The sequence below is a fragment of the Paenibacillus sp. ACRSA genome, from assembly GCF_022346845.1.
Taxonomy (GTDB): Bacteria; Bacillota; Bacilli; order Paenibacillales; family Paenibacillaceae; genus Paenibacillus.
On sequence record NZ_JAKRNP010000008.1, the window covers coordinates 16,346 to 40,243 of the forward strand.

Genomic DNA, 23,898 nt, shown 5'->3' on the forward strand with positions numbered 1-23,898 from the left:
ACGGAGAGGACAGAAATAACATAGAGAAGCGAAACGTTCGCCTTTATCCCCGGATTTTACCCTTTGTCAAAGGGAATCAAAAAAATCTGGGGATAACAGCGATCGGAATGTTGTTCTGTCATCGCAGTGGTCAGTGTAAAAAATTAGTTCAATCTATACAGATAATGCACGCCGCATAATAATTGAAAAACAAAAGACCATGACGCCCTCGGCAATATGCTGGGGCGTTTGTCTTATTTTTTGCTTGGGAGTGGGCGCCGTGTTCATCGAACTTTATCGAAAACTTACAGATCCGTTCAAACGCAGCATTCGCAACAAATTGATTCTCACAATGGCCCTGCTTGCCGTGCTGCCTGTCATTATTATGACGGCGATGGCTGCAGAGAATACTCGTTCTTCCATGGAAGAGGAGATTATGCAAACGAACCGCACCAATATGAACTGGGCTTCGATCTATCTGGGTGAGCAATTCGCTCGGATGAATAATATCGTCTACTCCATTCAGATCAGTGATGAGGTTCACCAATACCTTGCATTAAATAAGGATGCGTCGGCGGCAAGTCGGTTTGATGAGCAAAAGTCGATGTTCAATATGTTAAACAGTGTCTATTACTCTGCTGGAAATTATGTATTTGGTGTGGAACTGTATTTGAAGGAATTAGGTACGTTGTTCACCTTCAACTCGATGGAGAGCCGCATCAAAACCGTTACAGAAATTCCGAAGGGGTATCGTGAGCTATTTGATCAACATAAGGACTTTACCATCAACAATGATGAGAGTGACCCGGATAAGTTTCATATGACTCGCAGCATGAACCGATTTGAGGATCAGGAGCAGATCGGGGCAATTAGTCTTGAAGTGAAATGGGCTGAATTCAATCAAACGCTGGAGCTGCTGGACACTCGGGGAGATTACTCGGTGTACATCGCAGATCGGTCAGGGACGGTGCTCTATCAGCCTGACCGCATGCAACCGCCGTCAACGGAGGCACTGCAACAAGTGGTGAAGTCTACCGACGAATCAGGTTTGATTCGCACAGCCAACTCATACGTATTTTATAACTCCATTGAGCCATCAGGGCTGCGCCTTATAAAAGTTGTACCTACCCATGTCATTAATGAGAGTGCGTTGGAAACGATGAAATACGGGCTTGTGGTGGGCGGACTAGCTGCTGTATTTTCCATTGGGATCGCTGTTCTCGTGGCATGGCGCACCTCGAAACCAATTGTTAGACTGGCCAATTCCATGAAAGGCATTCGGCTTATTAAGGATAAGGAGGTGGTTCGCAGTGGACGGGTGGATGAGATTGGATTGCTGGAGAAAAATCTACATGGCATGGCGAGTCGCATCCGAGAGCATATTCGGGATAATTATTTAATGAATTTAGAGAAACAGACAGCGGAGCTCAAAGCGTTGCAATCACAGATTCATCCTCATTTTCTTCAAAACACATTACAGATGATCGGCGGCATGATTTATTCGCAGAAACCGGAGGACAGCTACAGAGTCATCCGTGCATTAAGCGAGATGTTCCGCTATATCGTCAGAGCTCCGGATGGTCTTGTGCCGCTCCAGTCTGAGTTAGATCAATTGGAGCATTATATGTTGATCCAGAAACAGCGATTTGCGAGCAAGTTGGAATACAACATGGAGATGGATGGTGCTATCGGTGACTGTTACGTTCCTAAGCTATCTCTACAACCTATCGTTGAGAATGCCTTTATCCATGGTTTGGAGAAGAAGCAGGGGGAGTGGAGATTACGCGTCGAGGTGATCCGCGAGCATGATGAGGTACTTATTCGAATCAGTGATAATGGCGTTGGGATCGATCAGGAGAAATTAAGTGAGATGCAACTGAGACTGTCCAGGATGTCTCAACAGGGAGATCGTGTCTGGAGCACAGGTACAAGCATTGGTCTTGTGAATGCTGCGTCACGGATCGTCATGCATTTCGGTCCTGCATATGGCATGAGCATTGAAAGTGAGCAAGGACAGGGCACGAGCGTGGTGATTCGGATTCCCTGTTCTACAGGAGGAGAACGCTTATGAATAAAGAGCAAATGCAGTACAAAGTGTTGCTCGTAGACGACGAGCCGTGGAATCGTGATATTTTACGCAACCTGGGGGCTTGGGCAGAGCTAGGCATGATTGTAGCTGGTGAGGCAGAGGACGGTCAGGAGGCGCTCCAGTTGATCGGACAACTTCAGCCTCATATCATCATTACGGACATGCGAATGCCCGGTACAGACGGTGTAGAACTGCTACAGACGTTAAGTGCACAGTATCCAATGATCAAAGTGATTGTGGTCAGTGGGTATGACGATTTTAATTATGCGAAGCATGCCATCCGTCACCGTGCGGCAGATTACTTATTGAAGCCTGTGAATCCAGAAGAATTAAATGCGGTATTAGCTAAGTGCCAACGAGAACTGGAAAAGACAGCATACGGGCCTGAATCCTGGGAGCCTTATTCATCTGCCTTTGCTAGTGAGTTTGCGGTATTTCAGCATCAGCTCAGGCTGCGCTTCAACGACCTGAATACGGTGGGACTTCTAGAATTGTTCCAACAGCTGAAGAGCACATTGATGGGTACGGAGATTTACAGACCTCAGCAACTAGGAAGGATTGTATACGAATTGCAGACCTTGCTTACAGAGCTATGTAGAACCAACGCGTTGTGTGAGCAGCAGCCTTCCTCCGCTGTGTTGCCTCCCGTTCATATTCTATCCTCCATCTCGACTGCTGTGGAATGGGTGGCTGCTTCCTATGAACAAGCGTTGGAGCAACTGATTGCACAGCGCAAATTCAAGAATCGGTTGAATCTGGATGAAGTGAAGCAATATATCGAGCAGCATTGCATGGAGTTAATAACATTAGAGCAGCTTGCACAGATCTTTTTTGTCAGCAAGGAATATATGAGTAAGGTGTACAAGCGCGAATATGGCGTGAATGTGAGTGATTATATCGTACAACTGCGCATGGCGAGAGCCAAGGAGTGGGTGCTAGATGACCAGGTTCCATTCAAACATATTGCAGAAATGACTGGATATGAGGACGTATCGTACTTTTACCGTGTATTCAAAAAACACTTTGGACTGTCGCCTGGTGAGATGCGTAAAGGTCATACGAATTCATTCGACTAATGACATGTCGTACACTCGCTTTCCAGAATCGTTACTTGGATTAAGGTTTAAAATAATCCAATACAGGAGTCTAATTTTGTCCAATGAAGCGCTTACATTTAGTGATATATAATAATCCCATGAAAGACAAAGCAGTCACACCGGGAGGTCATAAGAGATGAAGATATGGAAAAGCGTAGCGAGTGCGGTTCTGGTAAGCGTTCTGCTGGCAGGTTGCGGTTCCAATGCGGGTACAGAAAGTTCGGAGGGAGGCACTGCAGCAGGAAGCACGGTTTCGCTCAAAATATTCGTCGCACAACCACGGCTGAAAGAACACTACGATAAATATATAGAACAGTTCAAAGCCAAGGAGAAAGCCGAGAAAAATATTGAAGTGAACGTGCAGCTGGAGATGCCACCAGCAGATAATGCAGCCCAGATTCTCAAAACACGTCTTGCCTCCAATGATGCACCAGACGTATTCGCCCTTCATGCTGTTAACGAGATTCCACCGTTCAGTAAGGCAGGGTATTTGGAGGATCTATCCGGGCAACCATTCGTGGATAAGCTGCTCGATTCGGTTAAACCATCGGTTACTGATTCAAGTGGGAAAGTCGTAGCTGTTCCTTTGGAAACGTTATCCTGGGGATACCTCTATAACAAGGATATTTTCGCAGAGCAAGGGTTGGAGGTACCAACGACTCTATCGGAAATGAAAGCAGTAGTAGAGAAATTGAAGTCGGCAGGCATTACCCCATTTGAGCTTTCTTACAAAGAAGCTTGGGTTCCTCAGCTCTTCCTGCCGCTTACAGTAGGCGCGCTGTCACAGACGGACCACAAAGATTTCTTAGACAAAATGAATCAGGATCAAGGCTCATTCTCGGACATGAAGGCGATGTTCAATATCTTCGATCTGGTTACAGCTAATGGTACGGAAAGAGCGCTGGAAGTAGGGCCAGACGATGCAGCGGCAGCCTTCGCAACCGGCAAAGCAGCAATGTGGGTACAAGGACCGTGGTATGCAGAGACAATTCTGAAGTCTAACCCGGATATGAACTTTGGTGTGGCACCTATGCCGATCGACGACAACCCGGACAATACAAAAATTAACCTGAGTACCTCTACTTCACTAGCCGTATCCTCTTCAAGTAAAAACAAAGAAGTGGCACTCGACTTTGTAAACTATGTTCTCGATGACAAGGATTCTAGCGGTTTCTATGAAGCTTTGAAATTCAACCCTGTGGCTAAAATTCATGATTTCAAGAGCTTCCCATGGGTTGACGATGCGCTGAAATATGTCAATGAAGGCAAGGCTTATCAGGATCCAGCCGTTCCTCAAGCGGTCAAGGATGAGTCTGGAAAAGCACTACAAGGTTACTACTCCGGTCAGTTGAATCAGCAGCAGGTTATTGATGCACTCGACAAGGCATGGAAGTCCTACAACAAAGTCAACAAGTAAGGAGCTGCGAGTACCTGAGTGACTGCTATTGTAGACAAAATCTTCGCTGTACTAGGATTTTGTCTACAAACCTAGTGGTTCTTTATTCCTCGAAGTCCCTAAGCAGATGAAACGGCTGGCAGAACGTACATCGTTCCCCCGTTCACACTAAGTCTGTTTATAGAGGTTGTTCAAAAGCTGAAAACCACCTTTTTGAACACGCACTTACAGTAAAAGGGGGAGATTCTATGGCTACGAATGTGTTCAAGAAGTATCTGTCATTGCTTGCGTTCACTGCGCCTGCCTTTGTCATCTATGCGATATTCCTGCTGATCCCGACATTTAGCGGTATGTTTTATAGCTTGACGGACTGGAACGGACTTAATCGGGATTATAGCTTTATCGGTCTAAGTAACTTTATCGAACTATTTAAGGAAGACCCTGACTTTCTGAATTCCTTGTGGTTCACGATGAAGTATGTGGTGTTTATGCTTATTTTGCAAAATGGGATTGCTTTACTGCTCGCCGTATTCATTGAGACACGGACACGCAGCAAAGGATTGTTCCGAACCTTGTTTTTCATGCCAAACATGATCAGTACAATCATCAGTGCATTTATGTGGACATTCATATTCTCTCAAGTGTTGCCGCAGCTTGCTGAGAAACTCGCGTTCTCTCTGCTGGATCAGCAATGGCTGGGTGATCCGAAGGTCTCCTTTTACTCCATCATTATCGTGTCGCTCTGGAATGGTGTAGGGTACATGATGATCATCTATCTTGCTGCATTACAAGGTGTACCGAAGAGCCTGAAGGAAGCCGCCACGATCGATGGAGCGAATGCATTCCAGGTATTGCGCAATGTCGTTATGCCGATGATTACCCATGCGATAACGATCTGTTTCTTCCTGACACTGAACGGAGCCTTCAAAGTGTTTGAAGTGGTGTATGGTCTGACAGGTGGCGGTCCGGGTAGAGCCACGCAGGTGATTACGATGAATATCTATGAAGAGGCGTTCTCCAATAACTTCAGGTATGGCTATGCGAGTGCCAAATCGGTTGTTCTATTCATCATCGTTCTGATCTTCACATTGATTCAGATTACGGTGATGAAGAAGAAAGAGGTGGAAGCATGAGGATGCAACGGCTGAACAGTTATCTCATCCGACTACTGCTGATCATAGGTTCTCTCTTCGCGATGCTACCGATCTATATGGCTGTGGTGAACTCTTTCAAGACACAAGGCGAGATGTTCCAGTCCTTTATCGCACTGCCTACCACACTGCACTGGGAGAATTATGCGGACGCATTTACCAAAATCAATCTGCTGCAGAGCTCGATGAACTCGGCAATTGTCTCATTTCTTGGCATTGGTGGCATTGTACTGACAGCCTCAATGGCTGGATATAAGCTGTCACGAACATCAGGTCGACTGAGCAATATCATCTTCTTCCTGTTTGTAGCATCTATGTTGGTTCCATTCCACTCCATTATGATTCCGCTGACACGGATGGCGAGAGGGCTTTCGGTTCAGGGAAGTACGTATGGTCTGGCTCTGATCTACATTGGGCTTGGCGTTAACATGGCCATCTTCCTCTATCACGGGTTTGTGAAGTCTATTCCGCGGGAGTTGGAGGAATCGGCGCAGATGGATGGATGTAATGAGTTCCAGACTTTCTTTCAGATTATTTTCCCGTTATTGTTACCGATCACAGTGACGATTGCGATTCTGGACTTCCTCTGGATCTGGAACGATTTCTTATTACCTTTGTTGATGTTAACCGATGTGAATAACTATACGCTTATTTTGTCTACGAATATGCTGTTTGGCGAATACAACAAGGAATGGCCTCTAATCCTATCCTCCTTGGTGTTAACCGCAATTCCTGTCATTCTGATCTATGCTTTCTTCCAAAAGTTCATCATGGAGGGCATTGCTGAGGGTGCGGTAAAAGGGTAAGCGAGAGAAGACTAAAAAGAGGAACTGGTGTAAGAGACGAGAAACAGAGCGTGCAGATTATAGAGTAAAGGGTATAAAGTATAATAACAAGCCGTCAAGATGAGGAGAGTATTCTCACTCCATTCTTGGCGGCTTTTGAATTTACTTTTCAAGAGAAGAGAGCAACTCACGTACCGTGTCTGCAAGAATGACTATCCCTTGTTCCATCTGCTCTGGCGTGCAATACGCATAAGACAGGCGAATGTGCTCTTGATCGAGACGGTTGTATAAGTATCCAGGGTGGATCAGTACACCACGATCTAAGCATATCTGGAAGAGTCGTCTGATGGAGAGGGGAGCACAAGTCAACTGCAGCCAGATATAGAACCCGCCACGAGGAATATTCCACTGAGCAAGTTCACCCAAATATCGTTGCAGCAGTTCCAACATATAGTCACGTCGGCTACGTAGCTCAGGTCTTAGACGATCCATGTGCCGCTCGTGATATCCGTCAGCAAACCATACCGCAGCAGCTTCTTGTGCCAGAGAGCTTGTCCCATAATCCGTCTGCATCTTAATATCTGCGAGCCGGCGAATGACAGGTTCTGGGCCGACCAACCAGCCAATTCGCAGACCAGGACTGACGGCTTTTGAGAGTGTGCCCATATGCAGTACGCGTCCCTCTCGATCTAACGCTTTTAGCGGCTTAGGTGCAGGTTCATCCAGCCACAGATCCGTGTACGCGGCATCTTCCAGAATGGAGCATCCTATCGTGTATGCCGTAGCCAGGAGCTCTTCACGGCGCTGTGCACTCATCAAGTTACCCGTTGGGTTGTGGAAGCTAGGAATCGTATAAAGGAGCGGAAAATTACCTTGCTTGTACGCTCGATTGCACGCCTGAATCACGTCAGCAAGCTTGATGCCCTCTTCATCTAAAGGAATGCCGCCCATCTTCAGTCCAGCAGACTGAAAAGCATGGATGGAATATAGATAGGATGGTTTTTCCAGTAAGACTGTTGCTCCCCTGGGAAGCAGGCCTACAGATACGAGATTCAGCGCCTGAATGGAACCGGATACGATTAAAATGGATGCAGGTGATGCTTGAATATCATGAACCTTTTGTAAATACGAAGACAGCGCACCACGTAGCTCCAAACTACCCTGTGGCTCAATGTAATTTAGGCTATGGGAACGACGGGATAAGGTGAGCAAAATCTCATTGAATTCGTCATGTGGCATAAGCTCTGGAGCCAGCTCACCTGTACCGAGGCGGATGATGCCTGGCTCAAATTCCGATCGGTTAATCTGCTGAACTTCTGGGAGGTTAGGATAATAAGAGCCCTCCTCAGAGGCTTCTTCCCAATTGGGCATTTTCCGAGTAGGTAGAGCGTTCCAGTCCAAGCTGCATACATACGTACCACCGCCATGCCTACCCTCAATCATACCTGCGGCCGTGAGATTATCCAGAGCACTGACAAGTGTGCTGCGATTAATCCCCATAGATTCAGCTAAGGTTCGCTGGGAAGGCAAGCGGGTTCCCGGAGCCCACTCGCCACTCATAATTTTCTGGCAGATGAACAGTTCGATTTGTTGATACAGTGGCAAGGGTTGTGAGGGATCGGGCTTCCAGTCCATGCTTGACCACGAATCAGAACGTTTCACTTCGTTGTAACCTCCATTATGTGCATGAATTCATCGTTCGCATCGTTATGGACACTATAACATTTGGTTGGTATGCATGCCATCCAAGTGGTTGGTTACGTCTAATTCATCCTCCTTTACTATAGATAAACAGACTAAGGGGGAGAACGTATGGGTGTTTTTGTACACGCAATTATATTGGCATTTGGATTGATTTTGCCGCTGGGCGTTCAGAATGTATTTATTTTTAATCAGGGGATGCTGCAACGGAAATTTTTGAACGCTTTACCCGCAATCGTAACTGCAGCTATTAGTGATACCTTGTTGATTGGAGCAGCCGTAGGGGGCGTGTCGCTTATTTTGCTGCAATGGCCCTTGCTGACGAGTGTATTGTATGCGGGAGGTAGTTTATTTTTATTATATATGGCGTGGAGCATGTGGAAGTCAGCGAGCACTGCACATGAATCAGGAAGTGTGTTGTCAGCGGGTCAGCAAATTGCATTTGCAGCTTCAGTATCTCTCCTGAACCCACATGCTTTATTAGATACGGTAGCTGTCATCGGGACGAGTTCACTTCAGTATGACGGCATGGAGCGATTTTATTTTGCCTTAACGACAGCAGTGGTATCCTGGGTATGGTTTTTGGGACTAGCGGGGGCAGGCAGAGGCATGGGGCGCTTAGATCGTACTGGACGCATGAGTGTGATGTTTAATCGAATCTCGGCTGTGATCCTGGTTGGTGTGGCGGGTATGATGCTGTGGAAGCTACTTCAATCGCTATAAATAGGACATCGTTCATTGTTCAAAAGTTGAGGTTCAATATGTCATTCAGTAATAAAAAGGAGCCGTCCCATAAGTCATGAATATGACGGGACAGCCCTTTAGCGTTCTAACATCCACTCAAGGAGGTTGCCACTGCTAGAACGGGGTTTAATCTGCTTTTAATAGCATGGATTCAATAAATACTTTCAGCTCGTGACTTGTATGATTCAGTCGCTCAATAACATCACTGAATTCCGTGACAACTTCCGCTTGGTTGTTGCTGGACTGTGCGATGGATGTAATCTCATCCTCCATGTTTTTCATGGATTGCTGAACCTCACGCAGAGAGCGCTCGATGTTGACGGTTGCTTCCTTCGTTCCGGCAGACAGTTTACGTACCTCCGACGCCACAACGCCGAATCCTGCCCCCATCTCACCTGCTCGTGCCGCTTCAATCGCAGCATTGAGACCAAGCAGGTTCGTTTGTTCGGAAATTTCTCGAATGAACGATGCCACTTTGGTTACCTCGCCCGAATTCTGTACGGCCTGCCTAGTGTTGTCCAGGATTTGAGAAGAGGAAGCTGATAATTGCTGGGACTGGGCAGCTACCGTCTGTACCATATCCTGAAGTCTACCACTGATGTCCGTAATCAGCTGGGTGAAGTGCTCCAGCTTCTCTTCGTTTTTGAGTGAGAAACCGATGGCAAAGGAGCCTACAATGGTCCCGTTCTCGTCTCGAAGTGGTGTAGCTGAAGAGTTAATTGTTGTGCCATAGAATTCTTCGGGAATCCGATTAGCGGATGTTTCCCCATGAATCAATGCACGGCGGAGAGTAGGATCTTCTAATGAGATCGGATCGCCCGCTCGAATGCCCAGGTCACAATCTTCACTCGGGACGTAATACACAAATTTCTCGGTATCCGTTACGGCGATCATCAGATCGTCTTTGAGAAACATAACTTTAAAATAAGGGCAGGCTGCTACAAGGGCATCAACAATATTCAATTTGGTCAACTCCTACATGATGTCTGATATGTTAGGTTCGTGGTGCTACGTTATCACCTTAGTTCGTGAAGCTATGTACATAGGCTAAACGTATAATTAACTTTATCATAAAGCTTTGAAACAGTGACGGTGAATTATAGACAAAAAAGTTATCTACAAGAAAGAGATTCAATAAAAAAACCCAGAGGTTTCTCTCTGGGCAGTGTAACAGTGTAAATCACATATTCAATATAGTATAGCGTGCAAACGACAAGAGCGAGTACATACACAGTACACTCTCGATGTGCTCAGTATACTCAATGTGATCCATACTTGATAGACGCATTATACTTACTGTAGATGTTCGGATCAGGTTGAACTACATATAGGATCTGCAGCCCCTTACCCACCAATCTGAGACATCCGTCTCGCTGTTGGTGTATGGCTCTGCATTTTGCGTTCCAGTGCCATAGCCATCTCATGGTTCTTGGGTTTGGTGCCGAGTGCTTTGAGGAAAAGAGCAGCCATCGCCGCAGGATCATCGACAAAGCGTCGCACGTTATACTCATCTGACCAATATAAGCAGGCTTTGATATGCCCATCTGCGGTCAGACGCAGACGATTACAGTTATCACAGAAATGGTCACTGACCGGATGAATTAATCCGAACGTACCCTGTGAGCCTGAAATCTTCATGTTCCGTGAGGGGCCATTGCCCGCAGGGCCTTCGGTTTGGTCGACAGCCCATCCGGCCTCTGCACATACATCAGTGACCGCTTCGAGTGGCAAATAAGATTTGCGCCAAGAGTCGGAAGCATGCCCAATCGGCATGTATTCGATGAACCGAACATGAAGTGGTTGGTCAAGAGTCAGTGCGATGAAGTCTTTGATCTCATCGTCATTAATGCCTTTCATCAGTACCACATTCAGCTTAATCGGTTCGAGCCCAACGTTGGTAGCTGCCTCAATGCCTTTCAGCACCTTTTTCACATCACCGCCACGGGTAATCATGGAGAAGCGGTCAGCTCGCAAGGAATCCAGACTGATATTAATTCGGTTCAATCCAGCATCCTTCAGCGCCTGAGCCTGCTTGTCCAGCAGCAATGCATTTGTAGTTAAAGCAATATCATCAATTCCGTCAATGGCGGAGATCATCGCGACGAGCTTGTGCAGGTCTTTGCGTACTAATGGTTCACCGCCGGTTAAGCGCACTTTGCGCATTCCCATAGGAGCCAGCACTCGAAGTACCTGAGCAATTTCTTCATAGCTCATAATTTCATCATGGGGGGCGAATTCCATGCCCTCGGCTGGCATGCAGTATACACAACGCAAATTACAGCGGTCCGTAACAGAAATACGGATATAGTCATGTATTCTGCCAAATGAGTCCTGGAGCATTTCCATGCAGACCACCCTTTCACCTCTCAGATTGGAGTTACAACATGCTAACCAAAATAAATGCGACAAATTCAAAAAGAACAGTTGCATCAAATTTTAGCTATTTCTCCAATCCGCGTCAATGATGACGTCGGATGATAGCATTCGTTTTACGGCGGTAAAAGGGGGGCGAATCTATCGCGCAGAACTTGTTTCCGGATGCTCTTTATACCATTCATTGGCTTCGCGAAGTACCTGTTCTCCACCAGCTTCCATGAATTCCTTCACAAAGGTATCGAAACTTTCCACGGACTGATCACCAGTGATGATGGAAATGTATGCTTTGTCTCTCATACTGACCAAGTCAGATGAATATTGAATTAGGGCAGGGGTAGCTACCTCCAAGTGATTATAGATACCGCCCTCTGACAGCCCTACAGAATCAGCCCACTGTTCACGTTCGCCTATGGAGCCACCGGGAACCGTCATGCCGATACTGGAGCCGATTGTATTGATATAGTTCTCCATTCGGTTATAAGGAGGGAGGAGGTGGAACGTATTTGTAGATTTACCATCCCAGTCCCAGTGCTTGCCTTGAACACCATACTCCATTCTGATCTGCTCATGCGGATCAGGATTGGCACTGACGTAGTCTAGGATTTCCAGAATTTTTTCTAGTTTGCCTGGCTCGTTGACCGCTTCAGCTCCAATTGCAATAAAATTCATGAGCAGGTTGTTGCCTTTCGAGCCGCTAAGTCCACCAGGGCCAACGACAGGAGCGCCAAATACCACCTTGGCGTCTGCGTTCTTTTGTTGAAGTTCATAGACATTGAACGAGGCGCCCATCGGGGTTTCTTCGCCTTTTTCATTCAAGATGTTGTAATCGCCCGCTTGAGTCCAATGATAATAGTTACCCATGGACGTCATGCCAATTTTGCCATTGATAAAAGCATGAGATAGATGCTTATAACCGCCTTTATTTTCGCCGGTGATAAATTCTGGGTCGATAATGCCGTCCCTGTACCATTTTTGCAAATAAGTTAGGGCTTGCTTCATCTCAGGCTCCAGAGCACCGATGACAAGTTGATCATTTTTCAGATTAAAATATAGCTGCTCGGTAAAGACGGTCTGCCCAAAAGCACCGAACACCACATTCATCCCTTCCTTGGACAAACCATACGTATCCTGTTTACCATTTCCGTCAGGATCACCTTTGGCAAAGGCATATAAGACGGTTTCTAATTCTTCCAATGTTGTGGGTGTGTCTAGTCCAAGTTTCTTTAGCCAGTCTGCTCGATAGACGATAGGGGTACGATAAATATTAGTCTCATTGATGACGGGAATGCCATATAAGCTGTCATTTATTTTTCCGTACTCGAAGTAACGTGGATCATAGTCGCGGATGCGCTGTACAAGATTGGGCGCATGTTGCTCAAGCACATCTTGAGGAATCTCCGCTAACACTCCTTGCGTCTGATATTTAAGCAGATCATGTGGCTGCCTAATCCGGAACAGATCCGGTATATTCCCTTGAGCAAGCTCCAAGTCGAGCAAATCTTCGTAACGCTTGTTCTCTAGGTTCCACACACCCAGATCGACATGAAATAGCTCTTCAAGATATACGATCATCTCTGCGTTCTCAGGAACCGCCGTATTCTGATGCATCGTCCAAGAAATGTTATATTGTGGAGTTGTATCCTTCTCAGCGCTTGCGAGATGGTTCTGTTGCTGCACTTGTGCGCTTTCTCTTCCTGACACAGTACAGCCGCTCAAGAGTACGATAAGCATAAGTGTTGTTATAGATAGACAGAGAGCTCTTGAAAGGTTGAAGTTCATAGTAGCTCCTTCACATTTTTTTGGATTCCTGCTGTGGATCAGTTCGTCAGGCTACGCATGAAGTTTTTCGGGGTGCAGCCGTGAATTTCCTTGAACTTCTTAATGAAATAAGCAGGGGTTCGGTAACCGACCGTGCTCGCAACTTGCTCAATGGTAAATTCCCGCCTTGCGATGAGTTCACGTGCGCGTTCCATCCTCTGATTCGTGACATATTCCGAATATACGATGCCAGTCTCTTCTTTGAAGATTTTGCTGAGATATTTGGGGCTGATGAATACTTGTTCCGAGACGTGATCTAACGTGAGATCGCCTGAGATATTGTCGCGAATATAAGCTTTGACCGCCGAGATGGTATCTGGACTCCTGACCTCGCTTCGTTTCTCCACCTGCGTAATAAATTCTGTGATCAGATGAATCATCCACTCCGAATAGGTGTTGATATTGTAGAGTGATGCAAATTGCTTGTACAAACTATTGGCGTTTGCATCAGCGGGCTGCCAGCGTACCTGATTAATGCAATTAGAATAAATTGATACCGCTTTCAATAAAAAAATCCTGCTATATTCGGCTGAATACCTTCCTTCCTTTATGGTCGAGACCAACTCATGAATGGCGTTAGCCGTACCATCCACATCACGGAGCTGTAATTTCTTTTCAAAGTTCACAAGGTAAGAATCTGGAATTTCCAAGCTGCTGGTTTCCCTGTCCAGAAGTTCAAGATCTTGAATAGCAGACTGCTCGGGGAAGAAATAGCTATATTGAATCAGTGCATTTGCCTGATGATAGCTCGTATAGATCTGAGTATAGTGATCCACCCAGCCACCCAATGATAGTGCAAATTCTAGGCCGAATCGGTCTCTTGCCTCGGAATGAATGAATTCAACAATATGATCCGAGAGAGGCTCCTCAGCTTGGTTGGTACAGATGATGACCACCATTTTGTGATCCTGCAATTCCTCAGCGAGTAGCCTTGTTCCTTCAATCTCGGCTGTTTCTAGCTGCTGGATCATCGTGTATAACGTATGCTGCGACTGTCGTGGCTGCATTTCCTTCCACTTTTCACTGACAGGATCAATGACGATACAGCGGAAGCGAGAGTAGGCCACCGAAACTTGAATAGACTGCAGTTGCTCGGTAAGCTCTTCCGGCGTAAATCGATCATGGATCATGTTGAGCATAATGCTATGCTTAATCATTTTGTGATTGGCCTGTAACGTTTCTTCCAAACTATCCACTTTGCTAGACAGGCTGTTAATAGCGGTATCGATCAAGCGATACTCATTCTGCCGCAAGCTGGTTGGACTATCCACCCGTCCCTTAATATTATTCAGGATTCGCTTGACCGGACTGTAGTTGGCTACTGTGAATAGGGAAGACATCGCTATCCCAACGGCGACAGCGAGCAAGCCGAGCAGGAGCGAAACTTCCTTCAAGCTATCCAATTTGTAATAGAAGTTTTTGTTAGGTGTAGTCGTGTATATCCTCCAGCCATTCCCTTTGAATTGATCCTGGGAAATGACATATGAATCATGGTCAAATATATGCGTAAAGCTCTCATCCGCAGAAGAAGTGGACAGCAGTGACTGTAACAAATTCTCCTTCGTAGTGGTGCCTAACAAGGTTTTGTCGGCGGCCGAAATAACGGTTCCTTGCTGATCTACGATAAATGTACTCGCATAGTCGGCAGGAATCATATTTTCGATGATCTGACTGATCGTAGATTCTTTGATATCAATCGCAATCATGACCTTACTGCTCTGTCCAGACGATTGAAACGGATAACCGCGGACATAGGTAATTATAGGCGTTTTATTGTTCTCTATGGATTGTTCAATATAAGCATCCTGAGGAACCATGCGCGTCTGCGTCCATAAGGAGCTTTCTTCTGTTTCCTTCATGGCCGTAGCCCAATCGGCAATCTGATCCACCCGTTCAGGCGCATCCTTATAGAGCATCAGCCCATGTGCAGACGAGATTATGAATTGATTCTTCGTATCGTATATATGAATGGCTTCGATGAGATCGGAATAATTCTGAACTTGATTTTTGAGCAACTGTTCGATATCTAGAATCTTGCCGTGGTTTCCTTTTAAGCGATCTACATCAATACTAACAGGACTACCTAACGCTAAAGACAGATAGACCTGATTCACCTTCTGAATGACAGAGATTTCCATATAATTGACCGTGTTTTTGAGCAGCAATTGTTTGTTGTTACGTATCTCTTTACTGTATTGATGGGAGAAAAAGAGGTATAGGATCGAGCCAAAAAGAAGCGCAATGACCAGGACGACAGCGATATAGGAAAAAACCATCCTTGATCTCACAGATTGAAACAGCTCACGCATCCATATTCCTCCTTCACAATTGGTTTCTACATAACTCTATCATTATATAATAGCCGCAGGACGAGAAATCATGTTGATCGAAATTTAACAAACTCACCTCAGAAAATTTACCTACAATTTAAAAAGATTTTACAAACAACTACAGTATAGATGACGATTGTAGGATTCACTCTATTTTATTGAAAAAAAACTTCCAAAACGTACGAATTTGATATAAAACGGAATTTGTTCTATAGATGCTAGGACGCCCCAGATGCTAAGGTAACGGCATATCAGACATCTAGATGGAAGACTTGTCATCATATGCTGGTGCGGTAGTAAAATAATTACGATAATGGGAGCGTGTATTACAGGCCATGAGAAAACCACTTAAAAAATCACTCGCATTACTTCTAATGTTGTCTATGGTAAGTCCGACGTTTGCGGATCGGGGTTATGCAGCTGACCAGAAACTTCAGTTCTCTGACATTAAAGGACATTGGGCGGAAGCGAACATTCAAGCTTGGGGTAATGAGGGATTAATTCGAGGTTACTTGGATCATTCTTTCAAACCGAATGCGTATATTACTAGAGCAGAATTTATGAATCTGGTGAATGGTGCTTTTGGATACACAGGACAAGCTACAATTAACTATAACGATGTTTCTGACCAAGCATGGTATTACGAAGCGGTTTCTATAGCGAATGCTGCTGGATATATAGATGGTTATACCGATGGTACGATGAAGCCGCAAGATCCAATTACACGTCAAGAAGCGGCCAAAATTATTACTGGAATTCTGAATCTTGAACTGAATGAACAGGCAGCTGATACGTTTAGTGATGCATCCTCTATTGCAGATTGGAGCAAAGGGGCTGTAGGTGGAGCGGCAGCAGCCAAAATTATTGCTGGATATGCTGATGGAAGCTTCAAACCACTTCGTTCCATCACACGTGCAGAAGCCGTAAGTGCATTGGTGAATGCGCAGGAGATTGATTCGAACACAGCGATTAAACCAGCTAAGCCTAAGGGGACAGCCAACGTATTGAATGTAGCTCCTCCTGCGGATGAAGCTCGTTTATCTGCAGTCGAGCATGGAGGCAATGCAGATGACGGTACACTCAAAAATGTTGTAGCAACGAATCCATTTATCGATATTTTGGATGGTTTCGAACAAGTATGGTCCATCAACCAACCGGAGTGGAGAGATGGAACAGCAGAGACGAAGCCTGGTGCTGGCGATAAAGTAGCGAAGTATGGTGATGGACCGACTCCATATTATGACGGCTTCAAAAATGATCCAACCGTACCCGTTGCAGTTCAGAAAACTTTTGCAAATGTAGAGATTCGCAACGAAGCAACGTGGGTTGCCAATATCAAATACGTTGAAGATGTAACGCAAAATCGTACAGATGAAGAGGCTCTAGCAGCCTATTACGATGATCAGCGCGATAAAATCTACAGTATGTTGGAAGGCTTTGGTCCACTGGCTAACACATATGTGGACATTATTAAGCCGGTGACGAGTATTGAACGAAGCACGGATGAGATGAATGTTGATCTGAAAGAAGAAACGGTGGAAGATGAAAGCCAAGGCCTTGGAAGTGATTGGTCCAAAACAGAGCTTGCTGACATGGCAGCTCTAGTGGATCTGGTTCGTTTCAAAACACCTGCTTCATCCAATCCAGCAAAATACTTCTTCTCTTCCCCAAGACCGTGGAGAATGAATTCGAACGGAGAAGTGAAAGAGGTCGTTGATAGCAAGGGACTGCCTGTATGGGAAACACTGGGTGAAGGAGAGTCCAAAGAAGAGCCGTTGCCATCCGGAGGAACAAAAGCATCAGGAGAGAAGCATGTTCAGCAGTATGAGAGCAATGTGAAGCTTATTCCTGCATTAAGTTATGTGAGAAGAATCGCTGAGGATGGACAAGGAAAAGACGGAGGATACCCAAGTGGACATACAAGTGCTTCATACTTGTCCGTACTTCCATTTGCTTACGCTACGCCTGAACGATTCTCCGAATTGTTGACGAGAGCGGCGCAGATGGGTGAGAACCGTGTCATCACGGGCATGCACTCCCCACTTGATGTAATTGGTGCTCGAATCCAAGCTACGGCGATGACGGCATATGCGTTTAATAAAAAAGAGAATCAAGAAGTGCTGGATAAGGCATATGAAAATGCAGGAGAAGTATTTGGTGCATTAGCTAAAGAAAAAAATATGAGTCTGTATGAATATGCGCACACGGTAACAGAGGATTACAACTTTAAGAGTGCATATGACGAGAAGAAATGGGAAGATCATGACGCGAACAAAGCCTTCTATAGAGAGAAGATGACGTATGGTCTGCCACAGACAGGAACAAAAGGTCTAGCGCCTGTTGTACCGCTGGGAGCCGAAGCGCTACTGGAGACTCGCCAACCGTATCTAACGGATGAGCAACGTCGCGAAGTGTTGTATACGACATCCATTGATTCTGGTTACCCTGTACTAGACGAGTCCAAAGGCTGGGGTAGATTGGATCTGGTAACAGCATCGGATGGTTATGGTGCATTCTTAAGCAATGTCACTGTAGATATGGATGCTTCCAAAGGACGTTTCAATGCAGAGGACTGGTGGAGAAATAATATCTCTGGCATTGGTATGTTAACGAAGAAGGGTACAGGAACACTTACATTGACAGGGAAAAACAGCTATACAGGTGGAACTCTGGTACAGGCCGGAACACTGAAAGCTGAATCCACAATGGCATTTGGTACAGGTGATCTGTATTTGGAAAATGGAGCGGTTGTTGTAGATGTGGATGGTTCACTCAATTTGAATCGTAACTTTACCGTGGATAATGGAACGCTCGACATTGTTGTGAAGAATAATCTTAATGCGGTTAATGTCGGCAAGAAGCTGTATCTGGATGGAGGAACTCTCAATCTTGATCTGTCTAACTACAAAATTGAAGGCTCCAAAGACATTACTTTGATTACTGCAAATGGAATTAACGGTGAATTCGATCGTGTAACTGCTGACGGTTATGAGGTTACTGTCTCGTACGAAGATAATCGTGTCATTGCACATGTTGTTGCTAAATAAAATCTAATTTGATCTGAGCAGCTCATTATTTGTTACAAAGAGCATCTGCCATTTCCTTCATTGTTGTTATTAGGATTCACAACAATGAAGGAAGCGCAGATGCTCTTTTCTGTATCCTCGTAAGTTAGCTCGTTTCAATTATTAAAGACTCGTATTCGTCTGGGGGTGGGTTAACTGGAACTGTCCCACCACCTGTTGCAAAAATAAAGTAATGACTTCGACATCACGTGAAGAATGCTGTACCTGTAACATATCGTACAGAAGCTCCCGCATCTCCGTCTCAACCTCGGCAGAAGTAGAGCGATTTTGATGGCTGATCGCTGCGATGTTCTCCATGAGCATAACGACCTCATCAACCACTTGTGTTCGCTCAGCATCTTCCGCGGTGGCGCTTTGCAATAACTGTGAGGCTGCCTGCACGAGAGTCGTTCCTTCCGTAAGAACCTGATCTCCTTCTCGGATGGATTGGGATGCTGTGTTAGCTGCTGTAGAGATTTTACTCAGAATGTGATGAATATCTTCTGTTGAGGAACGGGACAACTCAGCGAGCTTGCGTATCTCCCCAGCGACAACAGCGAAGCCGCGTCCATGCTCTCCAACATGAGCGGCTTCAATCGAAGCGTTCAATGCCAGCAGATTGGTCTGAGCTGAAATCTCATTAATGACAGCCAGTGCGCGGTAGATGTCCTGCATCGTATCCATAAAAGACAAGATAGTACGATTGGTATCGGACACGGCTCCAGAGATCTGAACCATTTTGTCACCGATACGTTCTACTTCTTGCTGGGCAACTTGAATCTGTGCTGTTGCACTGGCTTCAAGCTGATGCAGTGTATGACGCATATGATCTGCGGCGATCTTAGCCTGATCCAGATCCTCAAGCTGTGTACGTATGCCTTGAATCATGAAGCTTAGCTTACGATTGACACGTTCTGTCGTGCCTTGTGTCGTTTCTGTTGATGTCCGCATCTGAACTTGATTGTCCATCACATCCACAGTAGCCAGCTGAACTTTGAGCATGATCGCTTCAAGTGAGTCGATCATGTTATTGATCCATTTTGCCAGTTCACCGGTTTCATCCTGAGCAAAAGTGGAAGTATCCAGGCGCTGGGTCAGATCACCTTTGCCCTCGGCATTGATTCGAATAAACCGACTAATACGTCGCATGTCCTCATGCACACGACGATACTGCTTACGCTGCAAATGGCCTGCTGCGAAGAAACCGCATATGAGATTGAAAGCGGCGATAGCTCCTGCGCTCCATCCACTGCCGGAGAGAACGTAAACGAGAACAGCCCCGAGGATTGCCGACAACATAATCCATAGACTGAGCAGCTTGAACTGGCGCCAGCCAATGTTCCGAACCTGATACACCTCCTCCAAGTCTCCCTCGCACATCATGCCCCAGCGGTCTGGACAGTGAGGAAGCTGGAACGTAATCCCCTTACCAATGACAGGGATATGACGATAATCGGAGTAGCCGGGAAAGGCAACGAACAAGTTAGAGCCATGTTGAATCGTATTCTCCACCCCGGGATGTAATTTTCCAGTGGAAGGATCGGTGAATAATAGTTCAAGCTCGGTATGTTCCTTAACGGAGACAGTACCCCATTCAGTTGTGACGCCGTCTTTGAGATTTTCTCCGTGAGTGAAGGTTCGATCCTCAAACCGACTACGGGATAGAGCTGTTCCGGGCTGCAGATGCGGCCGTATTGTTGATTCCGCCATGAAAATGTAATTATCACCTGAATCCGGATAGATATGTCCTGACTCTCTTTGAACTAAATCGCCTAATACATCGTTCGGAATACGGCTGCATAGCGCTCCAACATAGCGTCCCTCGTGTACGATGGGAGCAACAAACATCAGTGTGACATCATCATGAAAAGAAGACGAACGCGCGCCAATCTCCAGGGTGAGTGGATCAGAGTAAGGGCCATAGAGGCACTTTCTGCCCTTAATATCTGCTCTGGCATATCGTATACCTGGTTCAAACCATTCATCGGTGTGGCTGTAGACCTTTCCAATATGCTTCGGATATGTAGAGAATACAACCTCGTTTTGCTCATTCATCATAAAAAGCTCTGTACAATCTTTCGCTCTTGCATAACTTCCCTTGAACCATACGCTTAGTTTGCTTAGAGGCTGCGAACCTTGTAACATATCTTGGGGTTGAAGTGACTGAACTTGCTGCAATAATCGATCCAGGTGATCCCATTGTTCATCCGCCCAGTCCATGAGAAGCTGACGTCGTGTTTCGGCAATTCCTTCAAATATCTGTTCTACGTCTTCCTTGATATGTACGTTTAACCGATATGACCGCCACAGCGGCCAACCCTTTTTCCACCCGAGCCAGTCAAACACGCCAAACACCCCCGATTGTTAAATGTGAATGCTTCTCTCTTTTTCTCTCTCTATAAGTCTTTATACAAGAAAACCACCAAGAATACGAGGGCATATGCTGAATTTTCCGAATATTCATTCAAAAAATACAAATAATATACGGTTTATAAAAAAAGAGATGTGAGCTATCTATGGCATAATGATCCTCTAACAATAGATAATCATGACTGAGTTATCTATTTGTCAGGTAACCTCTCCTCCATATTTGCCTCACTTTACACTCTGTAACATGAACAAGCCTATTCTAAAAACAGTCTGTATAATGTAATCCTCGCTCAATGTTATATAGTATTACCTAACCAGTTAAATCTGTAATGTTCGTGAACACAACTCGGTTCAATAACCTCCCATTCACCCTGAGTGCGATAAGAAGATCACTTCCGCGAAAAGGAGAATGCCTATGTCCTCCATAAACGTTCCTGTTCCAGATGTCTGCCACATTGAAGTGGATCATGTGTCCGTTGTTTTTGGAACTGGAACACAACAGGTAACGGCACTGTCAGATGTTTCGTTTCACATCGGTTCCAATGAATTTGTCTCTTTGCTAGGGCCATCCGGCTGCGGCAAATCTACCTTATTGCGACTGGTTGCCGATCTGCTCCAGCCCACTTCCGGTTCTGTCCGCATTGCCGGGGATGAGCCAGAAAAAGCAAGGTTACAGCGACAGTTCGGCATCGTATTTCAGACCCCCGCTCTGTTCGACTGGCGCACGGTGCGTCACAATGTAGAATTACCGCTGGAGCTGCTTGGCACGAATAAGAAGGAATGCAGGCGCATGAGTGCTGAACTGCTTGAGCTAGTTGGTCTCACCCGATTTGCTGACCATTATCCTTGGCAGCTTAGTGGGGGGATGCAGCAGCGGGTGTCGATCGCCAGAGCACTTGCGCTTGATCCACCACTGTTACTCATGGATGAACCGTTCTCCGCCTTGGATGAATTCACCAAAGAAAAATTGCAATTAGAACTGCTCGATATTAAGCGTTCCACAGGCAAGACCTTCCTCTTCGTTACACACAGTATCCCTGAAGCTGTATTCCTATCAGACCGGATTATCGTTCTCTCTGCACATCCGGGTCAGGTACATTCCATACATCATGTTGAATTGCCCTCAGAACGTAATCGTGAACTGAGGGAAACGGAAGCCTTCTATCAAATGATAACGACGATTCGCAATTGTTTCTATGAGGAGCGTGATCCGTCTGATGCCTCTGCGCTCTTATAAACCTGGCTATCGTTCTTGGATCGCGATCTGGATTATTCTCTTACTCCTGTTATGGGAAGGCATCGCCTGGATACTCCATGCATCCATGTCCCCTCAACAGGCATCATCTCGCTTACCTTACCTACATGATGTAGTTATGGCGCTATTCCGACATGCAGGCACGCTGGCTGAACAAGGGAGTGTGACGTTTGGTAATGCGGCAATTGGCTTTGCAGGTGGTACACTTCTGGGTCTAGCGCTAGCACTCCTGATGAGTATAGCCGTCTGGCTGGAGCGTACATTATCGCCCTATGTGATTTCCTCACAGATGGTTCCAGTCATTGGTCTTGCCCCGATTGTATACGGCATTATCCATAACGCTGAGTGGGCGCGGATCGTGATGGCCGCATACGTTACCTTTTTCCCGATTATCATTCACACGCTGAAAGGTTTGAAAAGCACTGCCCCGGAGCATCTGGAGCTCATGCGTTCCTGTGGAGCCTCGTTGTCAGCCCGGTATATCAAGTGTTTGTTGCCTTCTGCGCTGCCTGGTTTATTCTCTGGGATGAAAATCGCCGCTCCGCTCGCTGTAACTTCTTCTATTGTAGTGGAGCTAATGGGTGCTCCCGATGGACTAGGCGTACTTATGGTGAGTTCCTTGTACTATGGTAACGCCCAAGTTGGCATGTTCTGGGCAACGATCATGCTAAGTATGGGCATCGGATTGATCTCGTATTTGGTCATCAGCCTTGCTGAACGTTGGTTAACACCATGGCAGCCTGAATTCAGAACCAAGAGAGGAGGGGCTGCATGAATGATCATGTATGGAAACATCGGAATAAGGAGGATCGAGTGACGGCGGTTGTATCTGGAGGAACATCCATGTCCAGCTCCGCCATGATCACACCAACTTCAGCTTCCCACTTACAGGAACAACAGGGACAAGCCGAAGAGAGGCGGTGGACTCGTCGCTTGCGTGCACGATCCATTGTTGTACGTCTGCTTCCAGCGGTTGCAGGACTTTTATTTCTTCTTCTCTGGCAACTTAGGCTATTCCACTACATGTTCTCCCTGGAAATCTATCAATTGCCTGTTCCTTCTTCCATTGCGATCTCGATCAAAGAAAATGCAGAAATGCTCTTCCGTTATGCGATGTATAGCGGCACTGAAATGTTAGGTGGTTTCTTGTTAGGTTCTTCGCTAGGCGCACTCGCTGCTATAGTCGCCTGTTTCTTTCCTACGAGTGGAAAGGCGGCAGTTGCCGTGATGTCTGCGCTGAACGCAATACCCATCGTTGCACTGGCACCGATTATGAACAACTGGTTTGGCGACGGAATCTGGTCACGCATTGCGGTGGTAGCAGTCATTACCATGGCCGCTATGGCTGTCAGTCTATTCAAAGGGCTAACGTCCATCCAGCCACAGTATCATGAATTGCTCGGGGGTCTTGCAGCGAGCAAAGTGCAAGTTTTTATCAAGCTACGCTTACCTCATGCCCTGCCTGCACTGTTCGCTGGATTGAAGATTAATATGTCGACCAGCATTATTGGAGCCATCGTAGGGGAGTTTTTCATTGCTTCTCAAGGTCTGGGATACCTGCTCTCTGATCAGATTCGATTGGCGAATATGCCGCTTGCCTGGTCTTGCATTGTTATCGCCGCTGTCCTTGGGATTGTGCTCTATGAAGCCGTGGTACTGGCAGAGAAACGACTGATCCCTTGGAGCCGTGTTCGCACAGATCCCTGATTGGACATCGAGTAGAGTCCTGATATTACATGCAA

Annotated in this window: 16 protein-coding genes; 10 read left to right on the forward strand and 6 right to left on the reverse strand. The window is 46.1% G+C overall.

From position 1 onward, the window contains the following. The first annotated feature begins 259 nt into the window (after positions 1 to 259). The 5 genes from MH215_RS20875 (at position 260) to MH215_RS20895 (ending at position 6,518) form a co-directional block, all read left to right on the forward strand. Positions 260 to 2,050: a sensor histidine kinase gene (locus MH215_RS20875; protein ID WP_239293143.1), complete on the forward strand. Its 1,791-nt coding sequence runs from the start codon at positions 260 to 262 to the stop codon at positions 2,048 to 2,050. Next, the gene (locus MH215_RS20880) at positions 2,047 to 3,144 is read left to right on the forward strand and encodes a response regulator transcription factor (protein WP_239293144.1); all 1,098 of its coding nucleotides are present in this window, start codon (positions 2,047 to 2,049) and stop codon (positions 3,142 to 3,144) included. Before MH215_RS20875 ends, MH215_RS20880 begins: the two co-directional genes overlap by 4 nt. 157 nt (positions 3,145 to 3,301) lie before the next feature. Continuing rightward, a complete protein-coding gene (locus tag MH215_RS20885; RefSeq protein ID WP_239293145.1) occupies positions 3,302 to 4,582 on the forward strand; it encodes an ABC transporter substrate-binding protein in 1,281 nt (426 codons plus the stop codon). Between the two features lie 227 nt (positions 4,583 to 4,809). Continuing rightward, a complete protein-coding gene (locus MH215_RS20890; protein WP_056702097.1) occupies positions 4,810 to 5,694 on the forward strand; it encodes a carbohydrate ABC transporter permease in 885 nt (294 codons plus the stop codon). Continuing rightward, the gene (locus tag MH215_RS20895; RefSeq protein WP_239293146.1) at positions 5,691 to 6,518 is read left to right on the forward strand and encodes a carbohydrate ABC transporter permease; all 828 of its coding nucleotides are present in this window, start codon (positions 5,691 to 5,693) and stop codon (positions 6,516 to 6,518) included. Before MH215_RS20890 ends, MH215_RS20895 begins: the two co-directional genes overlap by 4 nt. Before the next feature lie 141 nt (positions 6,519 to 6,659). Here MH215_RS20895 and MH215_RS20900 read toward each other — a convergent pair whose 3' ends face one another. Then, a complete protein-coding gene (locus MH215_RS20900) occupies positions 6,660 to 8,132 on the reverse strand; it encodes an aminotransferase-like domain-containing protein (protein WP_239293273.1) in 1,473 nt (490 codons plus the stop codon). 177 nt (positions 8,133 to 8,309) lie between these two features. Here MH215_RS20900 and MH215_RS20905 point away from each other — a divergent pair, with 177 nt between their 5' ends. After that, positions 8,310 to 8,921: a LysE/ArgO family amino acid transporter gene (locus MH215_RS20905; RefSeq protein ID WP_239293147.1), complete on the forward strand. Its 612-nt coding sequence runs from the start codon at positions 8,310 to 8,312 to the stop codon at positions 8,919 to 8,921. 147 nt (positions 8,922 to 9,068) lie between these two features. Here the strand turns inward: MH215_RS20905 and MH215_RS29125 are convergent, their stop codons facing one another. The 4 genes from MH215_RS29125 to MH215_RS20925 all read right to left on the reverse strand — a co-directional run bounded on the left by MH215_RS29125 (position 9,069) and on the right by MH215_RS20925 (position 15,445). Continuing rightward, a complete protein-coding gene (locus MH215_RS29125; protein ID WP_275446264.1) occupies positions 9,069 to 9,905 on the reverse strand; it encodes a methyl-accepting chemotaxis protein in 837 nt (278 codons plus the stop codon). A 381-nt stretch (positions 9,906 to 10,286) separates the two neighbouring features. Beyond that, positions 10,287 to 11,288 carry a GTP 3',8-cyclase MoaA gene (gene moaA / locus MH215_RS20915; protein ID WP_239293148.1) on the reverse strand — a complete coding sequence of 334 codons (1,002 nt, stop codon included), beginning with the start codon at positions 11,286 to 11,288 and terminating at the stop codon, positions 10,287 to 10,289. Between the two features lie 168 nt (positions 11,289 to 11,456). Then, the gene (locus MH215_RS20920; RefSeq protein ID WP_343224601.1) at positions 11,457 to 13,019 is read right to left on the reverse strand and encodes an extracellular solute-binding protein; all 1,563 of its coding nucleotides are present in this window, start codon (positions 13,017 to 13,019) and stop codon (positions 11,457 to 11,459) included. Between the two features lie 116 nt (positions 13,020 to 13,135). After that, entirely contained in the window at positions 13,136 to 15,445 is a 2,310-nt protein-coding gene (locus MH215_RS20925; RefSeq protein ID WP_239293149.1) for an AraC family transcriptional regulator, read from the reverse strand. Positions 15,446 to 15,801: 356 nt separating this feature from the next. Between MH215_RS20925 and MH215_RS29130 the strand changes: the two genes are divergently transcribed. Continuing rightward, complete coding sequence (locus MH215_RS29130; RefSeq protein WP_275446265.1) at positions 15,802 to 18,513, forward strand: S-layer homology domain-containing protein; 2,712 nt, start codon at positions 15,802 to 15,804, stop codon at positions 18,511 to 18,513. A gap of 141 nt (positions 18,514 to 18,654) precedes the next feature. Here MH215_RS29130 and MH215_RS20940 read toward each other — a convergent pair whose 3' ends face one another. Beyond that, entirely contained in the window at positions 18,655 to 20,877 is a 2,223-nt protein-coding gene (locus MH215_RS20940) for a methyl-accepting chemotaxis protein (protein ID WP_239293150.1), read from the reverse strand. 439 nt (positions 20,878 to 21,316) lie between these two features. Between MH215_RS20940 and MH215_RS20945 the strand changes: the two genes are divergently transcribed. Genes MH215_RS20945 through MH215_RS20955 form a run of 3 tightly spaced genes read left to right on the forward strand, consistent with a single transcriptional unit; the run spans position 21,317 to position 23,863 of the window. Then, positions 21,317 to 22,138, forward strand: coding sequence for an ABC transporter ATP-binding protein (locus MH215_RS20945; protein ID WP_239293151.1), 822 nt, complete (start codon positions 21,317 to 21,319; stop codon positions 22,136 to 22,138). Next, the gene (locus MH215_RS20950; protein ID WP_239293152.1) at positions 22,119 to 22,931 is read left to right on the forward strand and encodes an ABC transporter permease; all 813 of its coding nucleotides are present in this window, start codon (positions 22,119 to 22,121) and stop codon (positions 22,929 to 22,931) included. The genes MH215_RS20945 and MH215_RS20950 overlap by 20 nt, the downstream gene beginning before the upstream one ends. After that, positions 22,928 to 23,863 carry an ABC transporter permease gene (locus MH215_RS20955; protein WP_239293153.1) on the forward strand — a complete coding sequence of 312 codons (936 nt, stop codon included), beginning with the start codon at positions 22,928 to 22,930 and terminating at the stop codon, positions 23,861 to 23,863. Before MH215_RS20950 ends, MH215_RS20955 begins: the two co-directional genes overlap by 4 nt. Positions 23,864 to 23,898: the final 35 nt, after the last annotated feature.

What these genes read in the sequence shown, in the direction of transcription:
- MH215_RS20945 (WP_239293151.1), top strand. Translation starts at nt 21,317, where the DNA reads ATGTCCTCCATAAACGTTCCTGTTCCAGATGTCTGCCACATTGAAGTG.
- MH215_RS20955 (WP_239293153.1), top strand. Translation starts at nt 22,928, where the DNA reads ATGAATGATCATGTATGGAAACATCGGAATAAGGAGGATCGAGTGACG.
- MH215_RS20880 (WP_239293144.1), top strand. Translation starts at nt 2,047, where the DNA reads ATGAATAAAGAGCAAATGCAGTACAAAGTGTTGCTCGTAGACGACGAG.
- MH215_RS20950 (WP_239293152.1), top strand. Translation starts at nt 22,119, where the DNA reads ATGCCTCTGCGCTCTTATAAACCTGGCTATCGTTCTTGGATCGCGATC.
- MH215_RS20905 (WP_239293147.1), top strand. Translation starts at nt 8,310, where the DNA reads ATGGGTGTTTTTGTACACGCAATTATATTGGCATTTGGATTGATTTTG.
- MH215_RS20900 (WP_239293273.1), bottom strand. Translation starts at nt 8,132, where the DNA reads ATGGACTGGAAGCCCGATCCCTCACAACCCTTGCCACTGTATCAACAA.
- MH215_RS29130 (WP_275446265.1), top strand. Translation starts at nt 15,802, where the DNA reads ATGAGAAAACCACTTAAAAAATCACTCGCATTACTTCTAATGTTGTCT.
- MH215_RS20925 (WP_239293149.1), bottom strand. Translation starts at nt 15,445, where the DNA reads ATGCGTGAGCTGTTTCAATCTGTGAGATCAAGGATGGTTTTTTCCTAT.
- MH215_RS20885 (WP_239293145.1), top strand. Translation starts at nt 3,302, where the DNA reads ATGAAGATATGGAAAAGCGTAGCGAGTGCGGTTCTGGTAAGCGTTCTG.
- moaA (WP_239293148.1), bottom strand. Translation starts at nt 11,288, where the DNA reads ATGGAAATGCTCCAGGACTCATTTGGCAGAATACATGACTATATCCGT.
- MH215_RS20890 (WP_056702097.1), top strand. Translation starts at nt 4,810, where the DNA reads ATGGCTACGAATGTGTTCAAGAAGTATCTGTCATTGCTTGCGTTCACT.
- MH215_RS20895 (WP_239293146.1), top strand. Translation starts at nt 5,691, where the DNA reads ATGAGGATGCAACGGCTGAACAGTTATCTCATCCGACTACTGCTGATC.